Here is a 20,948-nt window from a genome sequence, read left to right as displayed (position 1 = left end):
CCTGGTTGCGTTCAACTCAAGTTGACGATAACGTAAACGTTGATTCTATCGTTCAATCCGATTTTCTGCCTGGCCACGGAATACCCCGATGAACACGCAATACACGATCACCGAGCTCGCGCGGGAATTCGACGTCACGCCGCGCGCGATCCGCTTCTACGAAGATCAGGGTTTACTCTCACCGAGCCGTGAAGGATCGAGCGGCTTGCGGCGCGTCTATTCGGGCCGCGACCGAACGCGCCTGAAGCTCACGTTGCGCGGCAAGCGGCTCGGCTTCACGCTGTCGGAGATTCGCGATCTGCTGGACGTGTACGAGTCGCCGACGGACACGGTGCCGCAATTGCACGCATTCCTCGCCACGGTGGCGCGTCATCGCGAAGTGCTGGAGCGTCAACTGGAAGACCTGAACGCGACACTCGAAGACCTCGCGCAATACGAAACCCAGGCGCGCGCGCTGCTGGAGACCGGCACACGCGAAGCCAGGCCGGCATGAACATTGGCGGCGCGACGCGTCGCGGGCCCACCCGGGCGATACAATCACGGGTGTCTTCACGACATGAGACGAATGCACGGTCGACATGAATCACTTCCCCAAACTGCTGTCGTCGCAAATCGGCTTTGACGTCGCACAGACGATGCTCGAAGGATTCGACCGGCATTACCGGATTTTTCGCGACGCCGCGATCCACGCCAAGACGCTCTTTGAGCAGTCCGACTGGCACGGTCTGCAAAAACTCGCGCGCGATCGCATTACCTCGTACGACGAGCGCGTCGAGGAATGCGTCGAACTGCTCGAAGACGAATACGACGCGGAAAATATCGACGACGAAGTGTGGCAGCAGATCAAGCTGCACTACATCGGCCTTTTGACCACGCACCGCCAGCCCGAATGCGCGGAGACGTTTTTCAATTCGGTGTGCTGCAAGATCCTGCACCGCTCGTACTTCAACAACGATTTCATTTTCGTGCGCCCGGCCATCTCGACCGAGTACATCGAGAACGACGAACCGGCCGCGAAGCCGACCTACCGTGCGTACTATCCCGGCAAGGATGGGCTCGCGGCAACGCTCGAACGCATTGTCACGAACTTCCAGCTGGAGCCGCCGTTTGAAGACCTGACACGCGACGTCGGCTGCGTGATGCAGGCAATTCAGGACGCGTTCGGCGTATTCGACGAAGCGCCCAACTTCCAGATTCACGTGCTCTCGTCGCTGTTCTACCGGAACAAGTCGGCGTATATCATTGGGCGGATCATCAACGGCGATCTGCTGATGCCGTTCGCGGTGCCGCTGCGTCATGTGAAGCCGGGCGTGCTCGCGCTCGACACGGTGCTGCTCAAGCGCGACCAGTTGCTGATCATTTTCAGCTTCTCGCATTCGTACTTCCTGGTGGATATGGAAGTGCCGTCCGCTTACGTCGAATTTCTCGGCACCATCATGCAGGGCAAACCGAAAGCGGAAATCTACACGTCGGTGGGCTTGCAGAAGCAGGGCAAGAATCTGTTCTATCGCGACCTGCTGCATCACCTGTCGCATTCGAGCGATCAGTTCATCATTGCGCCCGGCATCAAGGGGCTCGTGATGCTGGTGTTCACGCTGCCGTCGTTTCCGTACGTGTTCAAGCTGATCAAAGACAGCTTCCCGCCGCCGAAGGAAACCACGCGCGCGCAGATCAAGGAAAAGTATCAGCTCGTCAAACGGCACGACCGCCTGGGCCGCATGGCCGACACGCTCGAATATTCGAGCGTCGCGTTGCCGGTCTCGCGGCTCGACGAAGCGCTGGTGCGTGAACTCGAAAAAGAAGTGCCGTCGCTGATCGAACACGACGGCGACAGCCTGGTGATTCGCCATATGTACATTGAGCGCCGCATGGTGCCGCTGAATCTGTTCCTGCAGAACGGCAACGACGAGGACGTCGAACACGGCATCAAGGAATACGGCAATGCCATCAAGGAATTGATGCAGGCGAACATCTTTCCGGGCGACATGCTGTACAAGAACTTCGGCGTCACGCGTCACGGCCGCGTGGTGTTCTACGACTACGATGAAATCGAATATCTGACCGACTGCAACGTGCGCGCGGTGCCGGCGCCACGCAACGAGGAAGACGAAATGTCCGGCGAGCCGTGGTACTCGGTCGGCCCGCACGACATTTTCCCGGAGACGTACGGCACGTTTCTGCTCGGCGACCCACGCGTGCGCCGTTCCTTCATGCGGCATCACGCGGACTTCTTCGATCCTGCGCTATGGCAACGGCACAAGGATCATCTATTGAAAGGCGAACTGGCCGACTTTTTCCCGTACGACGGCAGCGTGCGCTTCTGCATGCGCTATCCGGAGCGCTTTGCCGACGCCGCCGGCGCTGCATCGACCGCGCCGGATGCCGGGCGCAGCGTGCGGGCGGCATGAGACTCATACGCTGCTCGCAGCGTTGAATGCCTCGTCCTAATCTTATGTAACGACATCGACCGGTCAAGCGGTCGAGCAACCACTCAGACGCACCATGAACACTAACGCTTCGCCTCCTGACAATCCGCTCTCGCATCTGTTCGACAACAACGAAGCGTGGGTGGCCCGCAAGCTGTCCGAAGACCCTGAGTATTTTTCGCGTCTCGCTCATCAGCAGACGCCCGAGTATCTGTGGATCGGCTGCTCCGATTCGCGCGTGCCGGCGAACCAGATCATCGGCCTGCCGCCGGGCGAAGTGTTCGTGCACAGAAACATCGCCAACGTGGTGGTGCATACCGATCTGAACTGTCTGTCGGTCATCCAGTTCGCCGTCGATCTGCTGAAGGTCAAGCACATCATGGTGGTCGGCCACTACGGCTGCTCGGGCGTCGGCGCGGCGCTGCACGGCCGCCGCGTGGGTCTCGCGGACAACTGGCTGCATCACGTGCAGGACGTGCGTACCAAGCATGCGGCGCTGATCGAGGAATGGCCGCTCGGCGAGGCGCGTCACCGGCGTCTGGTCGAACTGAACGCGATCGAACAGGTGATGAACGTATGCCGCACCACCATCGTCAACGATGCGTGGGCCCGCGGCCAGGAGTTGACCGTACACGGCTGGGCGTATGGCGTGCATGACGGCAAGGTGCGCAATCTCGGCATGACGATCCGCGAGCCGGGCGCGCTCGATGCAACCTATCAGAAGTGCGTGGGGGCAGTGTCGGCCGGCGGCGCACACAACGCGGACAACGACGTGGTGGCCGCCGACGCGGCGCAGCTCGGCGACGTGCCGGCCATTGTCGAAGGCGTCATCAAGGAGCTTAAACATGAGTGAGACAAACATGAGCGGGACAAAAGCTGATCCGATCGTCATCGTGGGCGTGGCCCGCACGCCAATGGCAGCATTCCAGGGCGACTTCGCCACGCTGAGCGCGCCGCAATTGGGTTCGGTGGCAATCCAGGCGGCCGTGCAGCGCGCCGGCCTGAAGCCCGAACAGATCGACGAAGTGGTGATGGGTTGCGTGCTGCCCGCCGGCCTCGGCCAGGCGCCCGCGCGTCAGGCCGCGCTCGGCGCCGGCTTACCGCTCGCCACCGGCAGCACCACGGTGAACAAGATGTGCGGCTCCGGCATGCGCGCGGCAATGTTCGCGCACGACATGCTCGCTGCGGGTTCCGTCGACGTGATCGTTGCGGGCGGCATGGAAAGCATGACGAACGCGCCGTATCTGCTGCCCAAAGCGCGGGCGGGCATGCGCATGGGCCACGGCCAGGTGATCGACCACATGTTCTACGACGGTCTCGAAGACGCCTACGAAAAAGGCCGTCTGATGGGCTCCTTCGCCGAGGAATGCGCGGCTTCGTTCGACTTCACGCGCGAAGCGCAGGACGCGTTCGCCGTCGAGTCGCTCGCTCGTGCGAAGCGCGCGAACGAGGACGGTTCGTTCGGCTGGGAAATCGCGCCGGTGAAGGTGGAGAGCCGCAAGGGCGAAGTCACCATCGATCGCGACGAACAGCCGTTCAAAGCGAACATCGAGAAGATTCCGACGCTCAAGCCCGCGTTCAGCAAAACCGGCACGGTGACGGCGGCGAACTCGTCGTCGATTTCCGACGGCGCGGCCGCGCTCGTCATGATGCGTGAGTCGACGGCGAAGCGCCTGGGCGTCCAGCCGATTGCGCGCGTGGTCGGCCACTCGACCTTCGCGCAGGAACCGGCGAAGTTCACCACCGCGCCGGTCGGGGCGATTCGCAAGCTGTTCGAGAAGAACGGCTGGCGCGCCGACGAAGTCGATCTGTATGAAGTCAACGAAGCCTTTGCCGTCGTGACGATGGCGGCCATGAAGGAGCACCATCTGCCGCACGAGAAGGTCAACGTGAACGGCGGCGCCTGTGCGCTCGGCCACCCGATCGGCGCGTCGGGCGCGCGCATTCTCGTCACGCTGATCGGTGCGCTGAAGAAACGCGGCGGCAAGCGCGGCGTCGCGACGCTGTGCATCGGCGGCGGCGAAGCAACGGCAATGGGTATCGAACTGGTGTAACGCGCGTTTTCGCGGCGCTCTGTTTTGATGGCTTGAGGTGTTCGATGAAGACTGTGTTGATCGTCGGTGCGTCGCGTGGCATCGGCCAGGAGTTTGTGCGGCAGTACAAAAAGAGCGGCTGGCGCGTGCTCGCCACCGCCCGCGACGGCGCCGCGCTCGACGCGTTGAACGAACTCGGCGCGGAAACGTTCGCACTCGACGTGAGCATGCCCGAGGAAATCGCCGCGCTCGGCTGGAAGCTCGACGGTGAGCGGCTCGATGCGGCGATCCTGGTGTCCGGCGTCTACGGCCCGCGCACCGAAGGCATCGAGACGATCACCGCCGAAGACTTCGACCACGTCATGCACACCAATGTGCGCGGACCGATGCAGTTGATGCCGATCCTGCTGCCGCTCGTCGAAGAGTCCGGCGGCGTATTCGCGGTGATTTCGAGCAAGATGGGCAGCATCGGCGACGCGAGCGGCGCGACCGGCTGGCTGTATCGCGCGAGCAAGGCGGCGCTGAACGATGCGCTGAAAGTCGCGTCGCTGGAGGCAAAGCGCGCCGTGTGCATTTCGTTGCATCCAGGGTGGGTTCGCACCGACATGGGCGGCACGCAGGCTGCGATCGATCCGGCGCGCAGCGTTACCGGCATGCGCGAAGTGCTCGCGCAGGCGGCGGCCGCGCATGAAGCATTCAACGGGCGTTTCTATCAGTACGACGGTACGTTACTCGACTGGTGAGTAGAGGCTTGTATGGGGCCGGAGTTGGTGGTAAAGCGCCGGCTCCGGTCGACTGCAACGAGTGCATGGGACCAGAGTAAGCGCTGAAGCGCTAACTCTGGTCGACAGGAGACACACGTATGGTGCTTGATCAGGATCACCTGATGGTGCGCGATGCACTGCGCACGTTCGTCCGTGAAGCAATCACGCCGCATGCGGCGACATGGGACCGCGAACGCACGTTTCCGAAAGACGTGCACCGCCAGCTCGCGGAACTCGGCGCGTATGGCGTGCTGGTGCCCGAAACATACGGCGGCGCCGGCATGGACGCGCTGGCGCTCGCGCTGATTCTCGAAGAAATCGCAGCCGGCGACGGCGGCACGTCGACGGCCATCTCCGTCAACAACTGCCCGGTGTGCAGCATCCTGCTGACCTACGGCAACGACGCGCAGAAACGCGACTGGCTGACGCCGCTGGCGCGCGGCGAAATGCTCGGCGCCTTTTGCCTCACCGAACCGCAAGCCGGTTCCGACGCCTCCGCGCTGCGCACCACCGCGACACGCAAGGGCGACACGTACGTGCTGAACGGCGTCAAACAGTTCATCACGAGCGGCAAGAACGGCCATGTCGCGATCGTCATGGCCGTGACCGACAAAGCCGCGGGCAAGCGCGGCATCAGCGCGTTTATCGTGCCCACCGATACGCAGGGTTATGTCGTCGCGCGAGTTGAAGACAAGCTCGGCCAGCATTCGTCGGATACCGCGCAGATCATTTTCGAGGATTGCCGCGTGCCGGCCGCCAACCTGATCGGCGCGCAAGGCGAAGGCTACCGGATCGCGCTGTCGGGGCTCGAAGGCGGCCGCATCGGTATCGCTGCGCAAAGCGTCGGCATGGCGCGCGCCGCGTTCGAAGCCGCGCTGAGCTATGCGAAGGAGCGCGAGAGCTTCGGCGTTCCGCTCTTTTCGCACCAGGCCGTACAATTCCGCCTCGCCGACATGGCGACGCAACTCGAGGCTGCACGCCAGTTGATCTGGCATGCCGCCTCGTTGAAAGACGCCGGCCAACCCTGCCTCACCGAAGCCGCGATGGCCAAGCTGTTCGCCTCCGAAGCCGCCGAGCGCATCTGTTCGGCTGCCTTACAGATTCATGGCGGCTATGGCTATCTGAGCGACTTCCCGGTCGAGCGGATCTACCGCGACGTGCGCGTCTGCCAGATCTATGAAGGCACCAGCGACATCCAGAAAATCCTGATCGCGCGCGGTCTTGGCTGAAAGACTGATGAATAAGCAACTGTTGCCGTTACAACGACCTTCCGATTGTCCCTGCGGCGGCGCCGCGCCCGATCAGCGCAGCGGCGCCAGGGCGCCCCGCTTCGCGCAATGCTGCGGCCGCTATATCGACGGCGGCGAAGCGGCGCCACGAGCCCTTGAACTGATGCGTTCGCGCTATAGCGCGTATGTTGTGGGTGCAACGGATTATCTGCGCGCCACCTGGGCAGCTCACACCTGTCCCGCCGACCTCGACGTGGACCCGGCAGCCTCCGATGCGCCGCGTTGGCTCGGACTGCAGATCAAGGCGTTCACCGAAACCGATGCTCATCACGCGACGGTCGAATTCGTCGCGCGTTACAAGGTGGGCGGCCGCGCGCACCGGCTGCACGAGCTGAGCCGCTTCGTGCGCGGCGAAGACGGCCGCTGGCGCTACGTGGACGGCGACGTCAGCGAATAAGCCTTCCCGCCCCTTACGCGACGACGCGCGTCCCTACGCCGCGCTCACATATGGCCCTGATAGCGGGGCCATTTTTTCGTGTTGGCTCAATGCCACAACGCCCGCGCTGCGCCTGATTGCTTCGTTGCGCCAAACACCCGCGAGCCCCGCATTGAACGGCCGGAGGCGGCAAATCGGCGCGCGGCAAATTTTGCGTCGCGGGTTCTCCTTGATTGCACAAAACAAAATTGTCGTGCCAGGATGAGGCCGTAGCTTCATGACGTCACGTTGCGAGAGCCGATTCATACCGACTCCGCAAATTGCGCAGGGCGCCCTGCCGGGCACCAGACAGTGTGTGGGTCCGGCGGCGGCTTCAGGCAGCAGGCGTGACGCTCATCATCGGCGCGTGGGGTCGCGTCGGCCGTTTGGGTTTATCCCGTGCGATCTCGATTAGCGTGCGTGCGCCTTTGGCGCACTCCGTGCGCGAGTGTGCTTTTGTTTGTCGAAACCCGACCGAAAGGCAAATGTCAGAAATGACTTTCGACAAACAGGCATGACGGTGTTCAGGGCAAGTTTTTGAGGCGGGTGGGTCAATGGTGTTCAGCAAGATTCTGACGAAGTGTGCGGTGATCTGTGCAGCGGCTACCTGCACGGTTGCGCTCGCGCACGCCGACCCGCTCGCCGACACCCAGGCGGGACCGTTGACCCGCGCGCGCGTGCCGCGCATTGCGCTCGACGACGACGTCTATCTGCCCACCGCAGGTCTTAACGAACAGATCATCCGCGTGCCGGTCGACGCAGCCGGCACGGTCACCCTCGAAACGACGATCTACAAGCCGGACGGCGCAGGCCCGTTTCCGATGATCGTTTTCAACCACGGCAAGATTCCCGGCGACCCGCGTACTCAGGAACGCAGCGACCCGCTGCCGTTCGCACGCGAGTTCGTGCGCCGCGGTTACGTGGTGGTTGCGCCGAACCGCCAGGGTTTCGGCCACTCGGACGGCGTCTATCAGCAGGACGGTTGCGACGTTGAAAAGAACGGCATCGGCCAGGCCGGCGACGTTGCCGCAACGATCGACTTCATGTCGAAGCAGCCTTACGTGGACGCTACCCACATCGTGGTGGCCGGCACCTCACACGGCGGCCTGGCGACGATGGCGTACGGCACGGAAGCCGCGCCGGGCGTGAGGGCGCTGATCAATTTCTCGGGCGGTTTGCGGCAGGATGCCTGCAGCGACTGGCAGGGCAACCTGACGCGCGCATTCGGCGCATACGGCGAGAAGACCAGGGTGCCGTCGCTGTGGATGTATGGCGATAACGATTCGGTTTGGAACGCGCCGCTGGTGGCGGGCATGTACGCCGCGTATGGGGCGCATGGCGCGAGCACGAAGATGGTGGATTTCGGTAACTACAAGAACGACGCGCACCGGCTGGTCGGCGACCGTGACGGCGTGCACGTGTGGTGGCCGGCTGTCGAGGCTTTCCTTGCGCGTGTGGGCATGCCGACTGGCGTGCAGTATCGCGTGGCGGATCCTTCCACGCCGAAGGCGAGCGGGTTTGCCGCCGTCGATGCGGTCGACTCCGTGCCGTTCGTCGATGAAGCTGGGCGTAATGGGTATCGGAATTTCCTGCATCAGTATCCTAGCCGGGCGTTTGCCGTGTCTGACACGGGGGCCTGGTCCTGGGCTGAAGGTGGCGATGATCCGATGTCGGTGGCCGTGGCGAATTGTCAGAAGCAGAGTTCGGCGCCTTGCCGGTTGTATGCGGTGAATAATGCGGTTGTTTGGGGGGAGCAGTCTTCGCAGACGGCTGATGATGGAGCGGGGAATTCGGGTGGCGCCGATGGGCGGCGGGATGTTGCCAGTCGGGAGTGAGGGGTAAGGTTTTTGGGCCTGCTCGGCGTTTGTGTGTTTGTGTGTTTGTGTTCCTTGGGTGTTGGCCTTTACTTGCATTCATGGTGGTCTATTAGCGTTGCCCCTGTGCGGGGCGGCACTTACTTTCTTTGCATGCCGCAAAGAAAGTAAGCAAAGAAAGCGGCTTCACACCGCCAGCTCATAAGCGGGCCCCCTGGCTGGGAGGGGCCAGTGGTGCATCTGGAATCTGTGTTCTCGTACATTCCGCCCCAGTGACAAGGCCGTCATTCTTCCGGCGGCGCTCCGCGCGCCGTCGCGGTAGTTCGTTAAAACCAATTGGTCGTTTCTAACGCCAGTGGGCTTCTCAAATCGCAGACCCTCTGACGCCGGTCGTAGTTCTCCAACTTCCAGTCACCTCTTGCGTCGGCCACAGTTCCCAAGCCGCTAGTCGCCTTGCGTCATCCCCAGTTTTAAAGCCACTAGTCGCCTTGCGACGGCATTTTCGGCGCCACGCCGAGGCGAAGCCGACGGCCCCCACCACACACGCAGAACCACTGGTGTTTTAAGCGGACCGTTCCGGCGAGCACGCAGTGCGAGGCGGGAGGTATGACTGCCTTGTCACTGGGGCGGAATGCGCGAGAACACGGATTCCAGATGCACCACTGCCTCCTCCAAGCCAGGGGATTCGCTTAAGAACTGGCGGTGTAAAGCGGCTTTCTTTGCCTACTTTCTTTGCCGCGGCAAAGAAAGTAGGTGCCGCCCCGCACAGGGGCAACGCTAATAGACCACCGTGAACGCAAGGAAAGGCCAACACCCCAGGAACACAGACACAAAGCCCTGCACAGGCAAACAACCAACCCTCCCCCAAATTCCCGCCAGTAAAACCCAACTACTTTGCCGTCGCCAACTGCATCGATCAGCAACCTTCCGTCGAGAACAGAAACCACCTGCATCGAACACCAACCAACCCCAGCGCCGCAGGCAAAAAACGCACATCGCCCCCTAGTGCACATCACGAAATAAACCGCTAATCTCAACCCCGCACGCCCGCCAAGGGCCGCGCGCAGCGCAAAAAAAGACGCGCAGCACGCCCAAAAATGGCCCTAAAAAAGCCACGCCGCGCAGCGGCAAAAAAAGCACCCTGGAGTACCCCTTTGGAAAAGTCAGCAGCACCATCAGCAGCCCCCGAAGACTGGATCGCCCGCAGCCTGCGCGCCGTCTGGCACCCCTGCACCCAGATGAAGCACCACGAACGCCTGCCGCTCGTCCCCGTCGCACGCGGTCAAGGCGCGTGGCTCTACGATCGCGCCGGCCATCGCTATCTGGATGCCATCAGCTCCTGGTGGGTCAACCTGTTCGGTCACGCCAATTCGCGCATCAACGCGGCACTGAAAGACCAGCTCGACACGCTCGAACACGCCATGCTCGCCGGCTGCACGCACGAACCGGCCATCGAACTCGCGGAGCGCCTCAGCGCGCTCACCGGCAACACGCTCGGCCACGCATTCTTCGCATCGGACGGCGCGTCCGCCGTCGAAATCGCCCTGAAAATGAGCTTCCATTCGTGGCGCAATCGCGGTTTCGCCGACAAGCAGGAATTCGTCTGCATCGCCAACAGCTATCACGGCGAAACCATCGGCGCACTCGGCGTCACGGATGTCGCGCTCTTCAAAGATGCCTACGACCCGTTGATCCGCCACGCGCACGTCGCGGCATCGCCGGACGCGCGCCTCGCGGAGGCCGGCGAAACCGCCGCCGATGTCGCTCGCCACGCGCTCGATCACGTTCGCTCGCTATTCGAAGCACGCGCCACGAAAATCGCCGCGCTGATCGTCGAGCCGCTCGTGCAGTGCGCCGCCGGCATGGCCATGCACGACGCGTCGTATATCGCCGGATTGCGCGCATTGTGCGATCAGTACGGCGTGCATCTGATCGCCGATGAAATCGCCGTGGGCTGCGGCCGCACCGGCACTTTCTTCGCGTGCGAACAAGCCGGCATCTGGCCGGACTTCATCTGTCTGTCCAAAGGCATCAGCGGCGGCTATCTGCCGCTCTCGATCGTGCTGTCGCGCGACGAAATTTTCGAAGCGTTCTATCACGACGACACCGCGCGCGGCTTCCTGCACTCGCACTCGTACACCGGCAATCCGCTCGCCTGTCGCGCGGCACTCGCCACGCTCGATCTGTTCGCAACCGACAACGTGCTCGCCGCCAACGCGCAGAAGTCCGCGAAGCTGAAAGCCGCGCTCGCACCGCTCGCCGGGCACGAACAAGTCCGCAATCTGCGTCAGTGCGGCACGATCTTCGCGTTCGACGCCGTGATCGACGATGCTCAGCAAGCCAGAACATTCTCGCGCCGCTTCTTCGAAAACGCGTTGCAGCGCGAACTGCTGCTGCGCCCAATCGGCACGACGGTGTATCTGATGCCCCCTTACATCCTCGACGACGAAGAACTCGCGCTGCTCGCCTCGCGCACGCGCGAGACCTTCGAAGCCACGCTCGCGGAGACCCGCTAATGCATCTGCTCGACACACTCGCCGAAGGGCTGAAGGACATCGACGCACGCGGCCTGCGCCGTCGCCGCCGCACGGCCGACACGCCGTGCGCGGCGCACATGACCGTCGACGGCCGCGCGATCATCGGCTTCGCCAGCAACGACTATCTCGGCCTCGCCGCGCATCCGCAACTCATCGCGGCCATTGCTGAAGGCGCGCAGCGCTATGGCGCGGGCAGCGGCGGCTCGCATCTGCTCGGCGGCCACTCGCGCGCGCATGCGCAACTCGAAGACGATCTCGCCGAATTCGTCGGCGGCTTCGTCGAGAATGCGCGCGCGCTCTACTTCAGCACAGGCTACATGGCGAATCTCGCCACGCTCACCGCGCTCGCGGGCCGCGGCACGACGCTCTTCTCCGACGCGCTGAATCACGCGTCGCTGATCGACGGCGCGCGTTTGTCCCGCGCCGACGTGCAGATCTACCCGCACTGCGATACGGAAGCGCTGAGCGCGATGCTCGAAGCCTCGGACGCCGACGTCAAGGCGATCGTCTCCGATACCGTCTTCAGCATGGACGGCGACATCGCGCCCCTGCCGCGTCTGCTCGAACTCGCGGAACAACACGGCGCGTGGCTGATCGTCGACGACGCGCACGGTTTCGGCGTGCTCGGCCCGCAAGGCCGCGGCGCGATCGCGCAAGCCGCGCTGCGGTCGCCGAACCTCATTTCGATCGGCACGCTCGGCAAAGCAGCAGGCGTCTCCGGCGCGTTCGTCGCAGCGCATGAGACGGTGATCGAATGGCTCGTGCAGCGCGCGCGCCCGTACATTTTCACCACGGCGTCGGTGCCGGCCGCGGCGCATGCGGTGTCGGCGAGCCTGCGCATCATCGGCGGCGAGGAAGGCGATGCGCGGCGCGCGCATCTTCAGCAATTGATCGAGCGCACGCGCGCCATGCTCAAGGCAACGCCGTGGCTACCGGTCGATTCGCATACGGCCGTGCAGCCGCTCATCATCGGCGCGAACGATGCCACGCTCGATATCGCGGCCACGCTCGATCGCGCGGGTCTGTGGGTGCCGGCGATCCGTCCGCCCACCGTGCCCGCCGGCACGTCGCGTTTGCGCATTTCGCTGTCGGCCGCGCACTTGCAGGCAGACCTGGATCGTCTTGAAGCGGGCTTGCAGCAACTCGGAGCAAAGGCGGCATGAGTAGCGCGAGTCAAAACGCACTGTCCTTATTCGTCACCGGCACCGATACGGAAATCGGCAAGACGTTCGTCTCAGCGGCGCTGTTGCGCGGCTTCGTCCGCGAAGGCCTGCAAGCCGCCGCGATGAAGCCGATCGCCGCCGGCGCGTTCGAACTGAACGGCGTGCCGCACAACGAAGACGCGGATCAACTCGACGCCGCCTCGAACGTCCTGCTGCCGCCCGAGATGCGCACGCCGTATCTGCTGAAGGAACCGGCCGCGCCGCATATCGCAGCCGCGCTGGAAAACGTCACGCTGGATCTCGACCGTATCGTCGACTGTCACGCGCAGGCTCTCAAGCGCGCGGAGATCGTCGTGGTGGAAGGCGTCGGCGGTTTTCGCGTGCCGTTGACCGCTACCCAGGACACCGCCGATCTCGCCGTCGCGCTGAAGCTGCCGGTCGTGCTGGTGGTCGGCATGCGGCTCGGCTGCATCAGCCATGCGCTGCTCACCGCCGAAGCAATCGCCGCGCGCGGGCTCACGCTCGCCGGCTGGGTCGCCAACCGTATCGATCCGGACATGACCTTCCCCGACGAAAACATCGCGTCGATCCGCGAGCATCTCGCCCGCGAATACGACGCACCGCTGCTCGGCATCGTGCCGCATCTGAGCCCGGCTTCGCCCGAGCTCGCGGCGGAGCAACTCGACATCAACCGGCTTCTGCAGACGCTGCGCCATACGCACGCGCAGCGCTGAACCACCATCACATCCATCCATGAGGATTGACGACATGACGCAACTGAACATCGCTCCGGCGTCCGCCGACACGGCCGCCGCCAACAACAACGCCGCAGCCGGCACGAAACAGCTCGCGCGCTGGCGCGTGGCGGACATCGTCGCGTTGTACGAACTGCCGTTCAACGACCTGATGTTCCAGGCGCAGCAAACCCATCGCGAGCATTTCGACGCGAACACCGTGCAACTGTCCACGCTGCTGTCGATCAAGACCGGCGGCTGCGAGGAAGATTGCGCGTACTGTCCGCAGTCGGTGCATCACGACACGGGCCTGCAAGCCGACAAGCTGATGCCGGTCGACGAAGTGCTCGCTGCCGCGAAGGTCGCCAAGGAAAACGGCGCGACGCGTTTCTGCATGGGCGCCGCGTGGCGCAATCCGAAAGACCGTCACCTGGAACCGATCAAGGACATGATCCGCGGCGTGAAGGCAATGGGCCTCGAAACCTGCGTGACGCTCGGCATGCTCGAAACGCATCAGGCGCAAGGGTTGCGCGAAGCGGGCCTCGACTACTACAACCACAATCTCGATACGTCGCCGGAGTTCTACGGTCAGATCATTTCGACGCGCACGTATCAGGACCGCCTCGACACGCTCGAACGCGTGCGCGACGCGGGCATCAACGTGTGCTGCGGCGGGATTGTTGGCCTGGGCGAGTCGCGCCGTGAGCGCGCGGGTCTGATCGCGCAACTGGCGAACATGGATCCGTATCCGGAATCGGTGCCCATCAACAATCTGGTTCAGGTGGAAGGCACGCCGCTGACCGGCACCGAAGCGATCGACCCTTTCGAATTCGTGCGCACGATCGCGATTGCGCGTATCACCATGCCGCGCGCAATGGTGCGTCTGTCCGCCGGCCGCGAGCAGATGAACGAAGCCTTGCAGGCCATGTGTTTCCTCGCTGGCGCGAACTCGATTTTCTACGGCGATCAATTGCTGACCACGAGCAACCCGCAAGCCGAGGCCGACCGCAAACTGCTCGAACGTCTCGGCATTCGCGCCGAGGCCGCGCAACAGATGCCGCTCGATCAAAGCGGCTGCGAGCACGGCTGTGATAAACACGCTGCGCCGAACTGAGCGTCAGCGTCGCGCGCACTAGAACACGTGCAATAAAAAAGGCTGCCTCGTGGAAAACGAGGCAGCCTTTTTACTTGTGAAGCCGGAAATTACTTCTTGTCGACGATGATCTGATCGAATGTGCCGCCATCGGAGAAATGCGTTTGCTGTGCTTTCTGCCAGCCACCGAACATGTCTTCGACGGTGAATGTTTTGATCGCCTTGAACTCCGCAGCATGCTTCGCAAGCACGGCCTTGTCCTGCGGACGCAGATGGTGCTGCGCGATGATCTCCTGCGCGGCCGGCGACCACAGGTACTCGAGGTAGGCCTGCGCTTCCTTGCGCGTGCCGCGCTTGTCGACCACCTTGTCGACGATCGAAACCGGCGGCGCCGCCAGCAAACTCACCGACGGATACACCGCCTCGAAGTTGCCCCCGCCCACGCCCGTGTCCATCAGCGCCACTTCGTTTTCGAACGTCACCAGCACGTCGCCGATACCGCGTTGCGTAAACGTGGTCGTCGCGCCGCGGCCGCCCGTGTCGAGCACCGGCACGTTTTTGAAGATCGCCTTTTCGAAGTCGAGTGCCTGCGCGTCAGTCCCGCCGTGCTGCTTGCGATAACCCCACGCGGCCAGATACGTATAGCGCCCGTTACCCGATGTCTTCGGATTGGCGATGATCACCTGCACGCCGGGCTTGGCGAGATCGTCCCAGTCCTTGATGTGCTTCGGGTTGCCCTTGCGCACGAGGAACACCATCGTCGTGGTGTAGGGCACGCTGTCGTTCGGCAGACGCGTGCGCCAGTTGGCCGGCAGCAGTTGACCTTTCTCGGCGAGCAGGTCGATATCGTTCGGCTGGTTCATCGTCACCACGTCGGCCTGCAAGCCTTGCAGCACCGACAGCGCCTGCGCGCTCGACGCGCCATGCGACTGGCGGATCGACACGGTCTCGCCGCTCTTCTGCCTGTACGCGGCAATGAAGCCGGCGTTGATGTCCTTGTACAGCTCACGCGTCACGTCGTACGACACGTTGAGCAGCGACGTCTCTGCGTGCGCTGCCGACACGCCCGCCAGCGCGAGCGTAATTGCCGTCATGCCGGCTGCCAGCCAGCGCGAAGTCCCCGTCTTGCCTGCCATCCTGTCCCCGCCTCTCGTTGATGAAAACCAGTGGCCGCACGAACGTGCAGCGTGAAGCAGGATTCTAACGGATCGCTTACTCGGTCTGTGCCGCGTTCGCGCGCCTCACCTGCCCGAACGCCGGCCCGACCATTCAGATAAATGCGTGCTGTGCGGCCTCGATCGACTCTTCGCGAAAACGCAGCGGCGCCGCGCAATGCACCAGGGTGTCGACGAAATACTTCGCGCGCGGCCAGGGTCCGAAGCCGGCCGCGGTGTTGATATGCCCCGCGTCGCCGAGATTCACAAACGCGCTGCCGAAGCGCTGCGCGAGATCGCGCGCCCCGGCGAGCGACATCCACGGATCGGTTTCGCTGCCGATCAGGATCGACGGCACGCCGAGACGCCGGGCGTCGAACGGTCCGGCGAAGGCGAATTTCTGCGGACTCGCGGGCGCCACGAACAGCACACCGACCACATCGTTCGCATACGACGCCTGCTGCAATGCATACGCGGTCGCAAGGCAACCGAAGCTATGCGCGGCCAGCACGAACGGCCCGCGCTCGCGCGCCAGCAGATCGCGCAACGATCTGGACCACAGCGCGAGGTCCGGTGCGTCCCAGTCGGCTTGCTCGACGCGCAGCGAGCGCGCGAACTGCCGCTCCAGCCAGGTCTGCCAGTGCGTGCCCTCGCTGCCGTGCAGGCCGGGAACCGTGACGAGCCGTGGCGGCCATGTCGATTTGGTGCATGAAAGCATGTGGGTGCCTCGCTGCGGAAATCCGGGTAATGATTGTCCCGCCGGGCGCCGTGTGGGCGAACCAAGTTTTTGTGCTTTGGTTATCGGGCAAAACGCGCGGACAAAATACGCGGGCAAACCCGGGGATAAAAAACGCGGCCCGATGCGTGGCCAAATACACGTCCCAATGCGCGTGCAAAGCCCCGCCAGATATGGGCCTGTGGAGGGAAATCCATCGCCGGAACCGCACGCCCGTGCGCAAACGCGCGCGATGCGCGTCGAAAAAGTAGAATGAAGCCTATCCATAAAAGGAGGAGGCCTCATGCAGCAAGTGTCGTCCGCAGCGTTGCAGTTGTCGCACCGGTCACGCCGTGGCTTCTCCGTCACTCGCCCCGATCTCGCAGGCGCCTTCCGGACCGTATGAAAATCCTCTTTTACATGCCGCATGCCGACGCCGCCGCGTGGCTGAACGACTTCGCCCGCGCGCTGCCGGAGGCCGATCTGCGTGAATGGCAGCCGGGCGACACCGCGCCGGCCGATTTCGCGGTGGTATGGCGTCCGCCGCGCGAGATGCTGGCCGGACGCGACGATCTGCGCGCAATCTTCAATCTGGGCGCGGGCGTCGACGCGATCCTGGCGCTGGAACACGCGCAACCCGGCACGTTGCCGCGCAACGCGCAGTTGATCCGCCTCGAAGACACCGGCATGGCGCCGCAAATGGCCGAGTACGTCGCGCATGCGGTGCTGCGCTATCTGCGCCGTTTCGACGAGTATCAGACGCTGCAAAACGAGCGCCGCTGGCAAGTGCTCGAGCCGCATCCGCGTGAAACCTTCACCGTCGGCGTACTGGGACTTGGCGTGCTCGGCACGCATGTCGCCCAGGCGGTAGCGGCATTCGGCGTGCCGGTGCGCGGCTACAGCCGCAGCCCGCGGCAGATCGACGGCATTCAGACGTTCGCCGGTGAAGCACAATTCGACGCATTTCTCGACGGCGTGAAAGTGCTGGTGAATCTGCTGCCGCATACGCCGGATACCGGCGACGTGCTGAACGCACGCACCTTCGCCAGGCTCGCACGCGGCGCGTATCTGATCAACGTGGCGCGCGGCGGGCATCTGGTCGAGCAGGATCTGCTCGACGCGCTCGCGAGCGGCCAGCTCACCGCCGCCACGCTCGACGTGTTCCGCGAAGAACCGCTGCCGCCGGATCACCCGTTCTGGCGCGAGCCGCGCATCACGATCACGCCGCACGTCTCAGCGCTGACGCTGCGCGCGGAAAGTGTCGCCCAGGTCGCGCAGAAAATCACCGCGCTCGCACGGGGCGATACAGTTGGCGGAGTGGTGAATATGGAACGCGGATACTGAACACAGCCAATCCCATTGAAGAAGCGCCGCCACGCGCGGCGTCAACAAGTTGCATGGAGACAGATCATGGCCCTACCTCAGCAAGTGAAAATCGTCGAAGTCGGTCCGCGTGACGGACTGCAGAACGAAAAAGAATTCGTGCCCACCGCGACCAAGATCGAGTTGATCAACCGGTTGTCGGCGGCGGGCTTCCGTAACGTCGAGGCCGCTTCGTTCGTGTCGCCGAAATGGGTGCCGCAAATGGCGGACGGCGCCGACGTGATGGCCGGTATCGAACGGCGCCCCGGCACGATCTACTCGGTGCTGACGCCCAACCTGCGCGGCTTCGAAGGCGCGCTCGCCGCGCGTGCCGACGAAATCGTGATTTTCGGCGCCGCCAGCGAAGCGTTCTCGCAGAAGAACATCAACTGCAGCATCGCGGAAAGCATCGACCGGTTCGCGCCCGTCGCGCAGGCGGCCAAGGAGCACGGCGTGCGGATTCGCGGCAGCGTGTCGTGCGCGCTGGGCTGTCCGTATCAGGGTGAAGTGCCGGTGGCGTCGGTGGCGGATGTCGTCGAGCGCTTCGCGGCGCTCGGCTGCGACGAAATCGATATCGCCGACACGATCGGCGTGGGCACGCCCAAGCGCACGCGTGAAGTGTTCGAGGCGGTCACCCGGGTGTTTCCGCGCAAACGTCTGTCGGGCCACTTCCACGACACCTATGGTCAGGCACTCGCCAATATCTACGCGGCACTGCTGGAAGGCATCGAGATCTATCACGCTTCGGTGGCGGGCCTCGGCGGCTGTCCGTATGCGAAGGGCGCGACCGGCAACGTCGCGACCGAAGACGTGCTGTATCTGATGAACGGCCTCGGCATCGAGACCGGCATCGATCTCGCGCAAGTCGTCGCGATCGGCGATTTCATCTCGACCTCGATCGGCCGGCCCAATGTTTCGCGCGCCGGTAAAGCGCTGCTCGCCAAAGCGCGCAGCGAAGCGGCGAACTGCGTCTGACGCCGGCTCGACGCATGCACTCGGCACTCACGCCAACACTCAGGATCTGAAACGATGACGGACCACGCTTCTCCCGAAACCGACGATCTCACCGCGCTGCCGGACTCGGCACGCCGCGTCGCGCTGCTGTTGCGCGAACGCGGTCACGCGGGCCGGATCGTGATGCTGCCGGAAACCGGCAAAACCTCCGCCGAAGCCGCGGCGGGACTCGGCTGCTCTGTCGCGCAAATCGCCAAGTCGATCCTGTTTCGCCGCCGTGAAGACGACGCGCCGGTGCTGGTGGTCGCGAGCGGTGCGAATCGCGTCGACGAAAAGAAAGTTGCCGCGCAGGTCGGCGAAATCGGCCGTGCGGACGCGAAGTTCGTCCGCGAAAAAACCGGCTATGCGATCGGCGGTGTCTGTCCGATCGGTCACGCCACCGAGCCGGTCACGCTGATCGACGCGGATCTGCTCGAACTCGACAGCCTGTGGGCCGCCGCGGGCCACCCGCATGCGGTGTTCAACCTGACGGCGCAGGAGCTGATCGCGCTGACGGGCGCGCCGGTGATCGACGTGGCGCTGCGCGAGACGGCATGACGCGATGACGATGACGACGATGACAGCGGGCCTCGATAACGAAGACGACCACGCCGTGCCCTCGCCTTGCATCAGCGTGTGCAGGATGGATGCGTCGACAGGCTGGTGCGAAGGATGCCTGCGCACCATCGACGAAATCGCCGGCTGGTCGCTGCTCGACGGCGACGCGAAGCGCGCGGTCTGGGACGCGATCGAGGTACGTCACGCGGAACTCGTCGCGAACCCGCCGAAGGTGCAGCGATGAACGCCGCGCCGCGCATCGTCACGATCGGCGAGACGTTCAGTTCGACGCTGGAGCTGTCGGCGGAATCGGTGAAATCGTTCGCCTCGCTGGTCAACGACCACAACCCGCTGCATCACGACGAAGCGTATGCGGCACAAAGCCGCTTCGGCGGACTGATCGCATCAGGTACGCAGCCGACCGCGCATTTCATGGCGCTGCTGGCCACGCATTTTTCGACCTACGCGCAACCCCTCGGTCTCGAATTCGATATCAAGCTGAAGAAAGCGGTCCACGCGAACGACACGCTCACCATCACCTGGCGTGTGAAGGACGCTTACTGGAAGCCGAGCCTGAACGGCGATCTGACCCATCTTGAAGGCACGGTCGTGAATCAGCGCGGCGACACCATGTTGACCGGTTCGTCGACCATTCTCGTCATGCCGAAATCTGAAGCCGCCGAGAACACACACGCAAACGCGGCGCCCAACTCGCCATGATCACGCTACCGGAATCGATTCGGGTTTTCGAACGCGGCTGGCTTTCGTCGAACAACGTGCTGCTGCTGGACGATGCATGCGCCGCGCTTGTGGATACCGGGTACGCCACGCATGCGCCGCAAACGCTTGCCCTCGTGCGGCAAGCGCTCGGCGCGCGGCCGCTCGACCTGATCGTCAACACGCATCTGCATTCGGACCACTGCGGCGGCAACGCGCTGCTGCAGGCCACGTGGCCGTGCCGCACCGTGATTCCCGCCTCGGAAGCCGATGCGGTGCGCGACTGGGACGAGACACGCCTCACGTTTCGTGCGACCGGCCAGACCTGCGAGCGCTTCACCTTCACCGGCACGATCGCGCCCGGCGCGCAGTTGCGGCTCGGCGCGCTCGACTGGGAAGTGCTCGGCGCACCCGGCCACGATCCACACTCGCTGATGCTGTATTGCGCGGGCGAACGCATCCTGATCAGCGCGGACGCGCTCTGGGAAAACGGCTTCGGCGTGATCTTTCCGGAACTGGAAGGCGAAAGCGGTTTCGCCGAGGAACAGGCGGTGCTCGAAGCCATTGCGAAGCTCGACGTGCGCCTCGTGATTCCCGGCCACGGCGCACCCTTCACAAATGTCGAACAGGCGCTGGAGCGCGCGTTTTCGCGAGTTGCCTGGCTGCGTGCCGATCCGGCCCGCAACGCAAAGAACGCGCTGAAGGTACTGATCGTGTTCAAGCTGCTCGAAGTCCGCGCGATGCGCTTCGACACATTGCTGCAAATGCTCGACGCCGCCGCCGTGATGCGCGCCGCCGCGACGATGCTCAAGCCGCGCGGCGAGTGGCCCGCGCTGGTTAAAGACATCGTCGAGGAATTGGCCGCGAGGAATGGGCCGCTGGAAGTGGATGGCGAGCGCATTGTCGCGCGCGCGGCGTGACGCGCCGCCGCTGACTCGAACCACCTGAAATACGCGAACCGTCGCCACAAAAAGAAAGCCGCTCGACCATTACAGGCGAGCGGCGGAAATTCTGTCGGACGTGATCAGCGTCAAGATGCATGATACGCGTGCCGTTTTTTTTGGCCGCATCGGTAATTTCCCTACAGAAGTTTGACGCCAGCTTTTAAAGCTGCATACACGTCACACCACGAAGCCCTGTAGTCGCACAGCTTTCAACGTATTAGACCGCCTTGACGAACA

The 20,948-nt window shown here is 63.7% G+C and carries 20 protein-coding genes; 18 read left to right on the top strand and 2 right to left on the bottom strand.

Features of this window, described 5'->3' with window-relative positions; translation table 11 throughout:
• Nucleotides 1–88: 88 nt before the first annotated feature.
• From PDMSB3_RS01360 to bioB, 12 genes are all read left to right on the top strand, one after another.
• Nucleotides 89–493, top strand: a complete 405-nt coding sequence (locus PDMSB3_RS01360; RefSeq protein ID WP_007179545.1) for a MerR family transcriptional regulator — start codon at nucleotides 89–91, stop codon at nucleotides 491–493.
• An 85-nt stretch (nucleotides 494–578) separates the two neighbouring features.
• Complete coding sequence (gene aceK, locus PDMSB3_RS01355; protein WP_007179546.1) at nucleotides 579–2,408, top strand: bifunctional isocitrate dehydrogenase kinase/phosphatase; 1,830 nt, start codon at nucleotides 579–581, stop codon at nucleotides 2,406–2,408.
• A gap of 94 nt (nucleotides 2,409–2,502) precedes the next feature.
• Nucleotides 2,503–3,279, top strand: a complete 777-nt coding sequence (can, locus tag PDMSB3_RS01350) for a carbonate dehydratase (RefSeq protein ID WP_007179547.1) — start codon at nucleotides 2,503–2,505, stop codon at nucleotides 3,277–3,279.
• Nucleotides 3,272–4,480 carry an acetyl-CoA C-acetyltransferase gene (locus PDMSB3_RS01345; RefSeq protein ID WP_007179548.1) on the top strand — a complete coding sequence of 403 codons (1,209 nt, stop codon included), beginning with the start codon at nucleotides 3,272–3,274 and terminating at the stop codon, nucleotides 4,478–4,480. The genes can and PDMSB3_RS01345 overlap by 8 nt, the downstream gene beginning before the upstream one ends.
• Before the next feature lie 44 nt (nucleotides 4,481–4,524).
• Nucleotides 4,525–5,202 carry an SDR family oxidoreductase gene (locus PDMSB3_RS01340; protein ID WP_165184325.1) on the top strand — a complete coding sequence of 226 codons (678 nt, stop codon included), beginning with the start codon at nucleotides 4,525–4,527 and terminating at the stop codon, nucleotides 5,200–5,202.
• A gap of 119 nt (nucleotides 5,203–5,321) precedes the next feature.
• On the top strand, nucleotides 5,322–6,452 hold the full coding sequence (locus tag PDMSB3_RS01335; RefSeq protein ID WP_007179550.1) for an acyl-CoA dehydrogenase family protein: 1,131 nt from the start codon (nucleotides 5,322–5,324) through the stop codon (nucleotides 6,450–6,452).
• Nucleotides 6,453–6,459: 7 nt separating this feature from the next.
• Entirely contained in the window at nucleotides 6,460–6,909 is a 450-nt protein-coding gene (locus tag PDMSB3_RS01330) for a YchJ family protein (RefSeq protein ID WP_007179551.1), read from the top strand.
• Nucleotides 6,910–7,481: 572 nt separating this feature from the next.
• Nucleotides 7,482–8,762, top strand: coding sequence for a dienelactone hydrolase family protein (locus PDMSB3_RS01325; RefSeq protein ID WP_165184323.1), 1,281 nt, complete (start codon nucleotides 7,482–7,484; stop codon nucleotides 8,760–8,762).
• Between the two features lie 1,133 nt (nucleotides 8,763–9,895).
• Entirely contained in the window at nucleotides 9,896–11,257 is a 1,362-nt protein-coding gene (bioA, locus tag PDMSB3_RS01320; protein WP_165184320.1) for an adenosylmethionine--8-amino-7-oxononanoate transaminase, read from the top strand.
• Complete coding sequence (gene bioF, locus PDMSB3_RS01315; RefSeq protein ID WP_165184318.1) at nucleotides 11,257–12,441, top strand: 8-amino-7-oxononanoate synthase; 1,185 nt, start codon at nucleotides 11,257–11,259, stop codon at nucleotides 12,439–12,441. Before bioA ends, bioF begins: the two co-directional genes overlap by 1 nt.
• Complete coding sequence (gene bioD / locus PDMSB3_RS01310; RefSeq protein WP_007179558.1) at nucleotides 12,438–13,175, top strand: dethiobiotin synthase; 738 nt, start codon at nucleotides 12,438–12,440, stop codon at nucleotides 13,173–13,175. The genes bioF and bioD overlap by 4 nt, the downstream gene beginning before the upstream one ends.
• A gap of 34 nt (nucleotides 13,176–13,209) precedes the next feature.
• The gene (gene bioB, locus PDMSB3_RS01305; protein ID WP_007179559.1) at nucleotides 13,210–14,289 is read left to right on the top strand and encodes a biotin synthase BioB; all 1,080 of its coding nucleotides are present in this window, start codon (nucleotides 13,210–13,212) and stop codon (nucleotides 14,287–14,289) included.
• An 89-nt stretch (nucleotides 14,290–14,378) separates the two neighbouring features.
• Here the strand turns inward: bioB and PDMSB3_RS01300 are convergent, their stop codons facing one another.
• Both PDMSB3_RS01300 and PDMSB3_RS01295 read right to left on the bottom strand, forming a co-directional pair.
• Entirely contained in the window at nucleotides 14,379–15,404 is a 1,026-nt protein-coding gene (locus tag PDMSB3_RS01300) for a sulfate ABC transporter substrate-binding protein (protein ID WP_165184315.1), read from the bottom strand.
• 133 nt (nucleotides 15,405–15,537) lie between these two features.
• Nucleotides 15,538–16,140 carry an RBBP9/YdeN family alpha/beta hydrolase gene (locus tag PDMSB3_RS01295; protein ID WP_165184313.1) on the bottom strand — a complete coding sequence of 201 codons (603 nt, stop codon included), beginning with the start codon at nucleotides 16,138–16,140 and terminating at the stop codon, nucleotides 15,538–15,540.
• Between the two features lie 399 nt (nucleotides 16,141–16,539).
• Between PDMSB3_RS01295 and PDMSB3_RS01290 the strand changes: the two genes are divergently transcribed.
• From PDMSB3_RS01290 to PDMSB3_RS01265, 6 genes are all read left to right on the top strand, one after another.
• Nucleotides 16,540–17,481 (top strand): 2-hydroxyacid dehydrogenase, encoded by a 942-nt coding sequence (locus PDMSB3_RS01290; protein WP_007179563.1) that lies wholly within the window; start codon nucleotides 16,540–16,542, stop codon nucleotides 17,479–17,481.
• A 66-nt stretch (nucleotides 17,482–17,547) separates the two neighbouring features.
• The gene (locus tag PDMSB3_RS01285) at nucleotides 17,548–18,474 is read left to right on the top strand and encodes a hydroxymethylglutaryl-CoA lyase (protein ID WP_007179564.1); all 927 of its coding nucleotides are present in this window, start codon (nucleotides 17,548–17,550) and stop codon (nucleotides 18,472–18,474) included.
• A 54-nt stretch (nucleotides 18,475–18,528) separates the two neighbouring features.
• Entirely contained in the window at nucleotides 18,529–19,050 is a 522-nt protein-coding gene (locus PDMSB3_RS01280) for a YbaK/EbsC family protein (protein WP_007179565.1), read from the top strand.
• 4 nt (nucleotides 19,051–19,054) lie between these two features.
• The gene (locus tag PDMSB3_RS01275) at nucleotides 19,055–19,294 is read left to right on the top strand and encodes a DUF1289 domain-containing protein (RefSeq protein WP_007179566.1); all 240 of its coding nucleotides are present in this window, start codon (nucleotides 19,055–19,057) and stop codon (nucleotides 19,292–19,294) included.
• The gene (locus PDMSB3_RS01270; protein ID WP_007179567.1) at nucleotides 19,291–19,770 is read left to right on the top strand and encodes a MaoC family dehydratase; all 480 of its coding nucleotides are present in this window, start codon (nucleotides 19,291–19,293) and stop codon (nucleotides 19,768–19,770) included. The genes PDMSB3_RS01275 and PDMSB3_RS01270 overlap by 4 nt, the downstream gene beginning before the upstream one ends.
• On the top strand, nucleotides 19,767–20,687 hold the full coding sequence (locus tag PDMSB3_RS01265; RefSeq protein WP_007179568.1) for an MBL fold metallo-hydrolase: 921 nt from the start codon (nucleotides 19,767–19,769) through the stop codon (nucleotides 20,685–20,687). The genes PDMSB3_RS01270 and PDMSB3_RS01265 overlap by 4 nt, the downstream gene beginning before the upstream one ends.
• Nucleotides 20,688–20,948: the final 261 nt, after the last annotated feature.

The organism is Paraburkholderia dioscoreae, assembly GCF_902459535.1.
In the GTDB taxonomy this organism is placed as follows: domain Bacteria; phylum Pseudomonadota; class Gammaproteobacteria; order Burkholderiales; family Burkholderiaceae; genus Paraburkholderia; species Paraburkholderia dioscoreae.
This window is presented reverse-complemented; position numbering and strand designations above follow the sequence as displayed.

Bases quoted from the DNA above. Each gene is read 5' to 3' on its own strand.
- bioD (WP_007179558.1), top strand. From the start codon at position 12,438: ATGAGTAGCGCGAGTCAAAACGCACTGTCCTTATTCGTCACCGGCACC.
- PDMSB3_RS01295 (WP_165184313.1), bottom strand. From the start codon at position 16,140: ATGCTTTCATGCACCAAATCGACATGGCCGCCACGGCTCGTCACGGTT.
- PDMSB3_RS01270 (WP_007179567.1), top strand. From the start codon at position 19,291: ATGAACGCCGCGCCGCGCATCGTCACGATCGGCGAGACGTTCAGTTCG.
- PDMSB3_RS01340 (WP_165184325.1), top strand. From the start codon at position 4,525: ATGAAGACTGTGTTGATCGTCGGTGCGTCGCGTGGCATCGGCCAGGAG.
- PDMSB3_RS01285 (WP_007179564.1), top strand. From the start codon at position 17,548: ATGGCCCTACCTCAGCAAGTGAAAATCGTCGAAGTCGGTCCGCGTGAC.
- can (WP_007179547.1), top strand. From the start codon at position 2,503: ATGAACACTAACGCTTCGCCTCCTGACAATCCGCTCTCGCATCTGTTC.
- bioB (WP_007179559.1), top strand. From the start codon at position 13,210: ATGACGCAACTGAACATCGCTCCGGCGTCCGCCGACACGGCCGCCGCC.
- PDMSB3_RS01280 (WP_007179565.1), top strand. From the start codon at position 18,529: ATGACGGACCACGCTTCTCCCGAAACCGACGATCTCACCGCGCTGCCG.
- aceK (WP_007179546.1), top strand. From the start codon at position 579: ATGAATCACTTCCCCAAACTGCTGTCGTCGCAAATCGGCTTTGACGTC.
- PDMSB3_RS01330 (WP_007179551.1), top strand. From the start codon at position 6,460: ATGAATAAGCAACTGTTGCCGTTACAACGACCTTCCGATTGTCCCTGC.
- PDMSB3_RS01275 (WP_007179566.1), top strand. From the start codon at position 19,055: ATGACGATGACGACGATGACAGCGGGCCTCGATAACGAAGACGACCAC.
- PDMSB3_RS01265 (WP_007179568.1), top strand. From the start codon at position 19,767: ATGATCACGCTACCGGAATCGATTCGGGTTTTCGAACGCGGCTGGCTT.
- PDMSB3_RS01335 (WP_007179550.1), top strand. From the start codon at position 5,322: ATGGTGCTTGATCAGGATCACCTGATGGTGCGCGATGCACTGCGCACG.
- PDMSB3_RS01360 (WP_007179545.1), top strand. From the start codon at position 89: ATGAACACGCAATACACGATCACCGAGCTCGCGCGGGAATTCGACGTC.
- PDMSB3_RS01345 (WP_007179548.1), top strand. From the start codon at position 3,272: ATGAGTGAGACAAACATGAGCGGGACAAAAGCTGATCCGATCGTCATC.
- bioF (WP_165184318.1), top strand. From the start codon at position 11,257: ATGCATCTGCTCGACACACTCGCCGAAGGGCTGAAGGACATCGACGCA.
- PDMSB3_RS01300 (WP_165184315.1), bottom strand. From the start codon at position 15,404: ATGGCAGGCAAGACGGGGACTTCGCGCTGGCTGGCAGCCGGCATGACG.
- PDMSB3_RS01325 (WP_165184323.1), top strand. From the start codon at position 7,482: ATGGTGTTCAGCAAGATTCTGACGAAGTGTGCGGTGATCTGTGCAGCG.
- PDMSB3_RS01290 (WP_007179563.1), top strand. From the start codon at position 16,540: ATGAAAATCCTCTTTTACATGCCGCATGCCGACGCCGCCGCGTGGCTG.